Source organism: Pseudomonas sp. AC463 (genome assembly GCF_979253585.1).
Genome location: NZ_CEEDDZ010000899.1, coordinates 1 through 253, shown reverse-complemented (window position 1 = coordinate 253; position 253 = coordinate 1). Strand labels below are relative to the sequence as shown.

General features: G+C 70.8%; 1 protein-coding gene. It reads right to left on the bottom strand.

The features are described from left to right. A partial coding sequence (locus AC0IYH_RS32830) for a carbon starvation CstA family protein (protein ID WP_471838553.1) occupies nucleotides 1-253 on the bottom strand: 253 nt, incomplete at both ends.

Here is a 253-nt window from a genome sequence, read left to right as displayed (position 1 = left end):
GCGTCAGCGCCGGCATGCGCAGCGGCGGGGCCATGATCGCGATGCCCAGCGCCAGCGCGACGATCGCGCCGATCTTCAGGAAGGTCGACAGGTAATCGCGCGGTGCGAGCAGCAGCCACACCGGCAGCAGCGCCGCGACCGCACCATAGGCAATCAGGCCGAAGCACAACTGCACCGGCGTCAGCGTGAACCACGGCGCGAACGACGACTGCGCGACCTGCCCGCCCAGCACGATCGCGGCGAGCAGCCCGAC